We start from the raw sequence: 1837 nt of genomic DNA on the forward strand, positions 1-1837 counted from the left end.
TAGGGCAGTCATCCTGCACGCGGCATGGCTGGATCAGAGTTGCCTCCATTGTCCAATATTCCTCACTGCTGCCTCCCGTAGGAGTCTGGTCCGTGTCTCAGTACCAGTGTGGGGGATCCCCCTCTCAGGGCCCCTATCTATCGTAGCCATGGTGTGCCGTTACCACACCATCTAGCTAATAGAACGCATAGTCATCTTATACCGTAATCTTTAATGATATCTTGATGCCAAGTCATCATACTATAAGGCATTAATCTTCGTTTCCAAAGGCTATTCCTTAGTATAAGGTAGATTCTATACGCGTTACGCACCCGTGCGCCGGTCGTCAGCAATAGCAAGCTACTCTGTTACCCCTCGACTTGCATGTGTTAAGCCTGCCGCTAGCGTTCATCCTGAGCCAGGATCAAACTCTTCATCGTTAAATTTTTAAGTGTTGCCACTAATATGCTTAACAACCAAAGAAATTAATTAGTACTCGAATGGTTTATTCTCTTGTTTGTTTCTAACCGTTTCCAGTTAAAAACTTACGCTGTCAATTCAATATGTTTATGAACTTGTGTTCTTATTTTTAATTCGCTAATTCGTTACCTTATTAGCGGGCTGCAAATGTAAAACCCTTTTTTATTCTGTGCAATGTTTTTTTTGTTTTTATTTTAAAAACTTTGAAGCTTTTAAAACTCTAAAAAAAACACCTAATGTCACTGAACTTTTTCGCTCTAAATTTTAACGTTTTTAGCGGCTGCAAACTTACAACCTTTATTTTATATAAAAAGCTTTTTTTTAAAACTTTTTATACTTTTATTTTCGTCTTGTTTTAGAACTTCGCTTTTTGTTATTGTCTGTGTGACTACAACGCTAAGCGGCTGCAAATATACAACTGATTTTCAACCTGACAAGCTTTATTTTAATCTTTTTTTAAAACTTATTTTTAACCCCTACTAATCAGTGATTTACAATTTATAATATTATTATAAAACACCCATAGTCACTTTCAATAGACCCAAAAATCAATAATGAGCCAGAACTATACATTCTATCTTGAATAGATAAGAAAGTATTACAAACAAAACATGAAAACAGAAACTTGAAATTATACTATTTAATTATTTACAACCACACGTCTATAACTCATTATAGTTCCTGCAGTCAATCAATACGCATATTATACTATTAAATAAAAAAGGATGCCGTTTCTATCACTCTCGCCAAGCACAACTAGCCAATATTTAAGTCTATCCATAGAAGAACTGATTATAATTATGACTGAGGATAATCTTACATCAACGATCTACCTTAAATAATCACATCCATAATCACATGTTTTAGACAACAGGTTTTTATTTACTTATTATTAATTAAGATTTTTATTTGAGTATATAACAAAAAAAATCCTCAACAAATAAATGTTGAGGATTCTCTAAAAAAGGCGACGACCTACTCTCCCACGAATGTAGTACCATCGGCGCAAATAGGCTTAACTTCTCTGTTCGGAATGGTAAGAGGTGAGCCCTATCGCAATAATCACCTTAAGTCTTTCGGTGTATGTAGTGATTTAAGATCAACTACTTAACCGTATAAAATAACATATTGAAAAAAGTACACTTTAGTGTATTAAACATGAAAATCGTAATAATATGTATTGTACTTAGTAAAAAAACAGGCGTACAATAAGCCTATGGGTTATTAGTATCACTCGGCTATGACATTACTGCCTTTACACCTATGACCTATCAACGTAGTAATCTCCTACGACCCTTTAAAGAAATCTCATCTTGTGGTGGGTTTCGCGCTTATATGCTTTCAGCGCTTATCCCTTCCCAACGTAGCTACTCTGCAA

Annotated in this window: 3 rRNA genes; all 3 read right to left on the bottom strand. The window is 35.1% G+C overall.

The features are described 5' to 3' along the window. Positions 1–419, bottom strand: a 16S ribosomal RNA gene (locus tag ASC44_RS00045); the annotation flags it as partial. A 1002-nt stretch (positions 420–1421) separates the two neighbouring features. After that, positions 1422–1529 (bottom strand): 5S ribosomal RNA (rrf, locus tag ASC44_RS00050). 134 nt (positions 1530–1663) lie between these two features. Continuing rightward, a 23S ribosomal RNA gene (locus ASC44_RS00055) occupies positions 1664–1837 on the bottom strand; the annotation flags it as partial.

It is taken from the genome of Lacinutrix mariniflava (assembly GCF_001418015.1).
In the GTDB taxonomy this organism is placed as follows: Bacteria; Bacteroidota; Bacteroidia; order Flavobacteriales; family Flavobacteriaceae; genus Lacinutrix; species Lacinutrix mariniflava.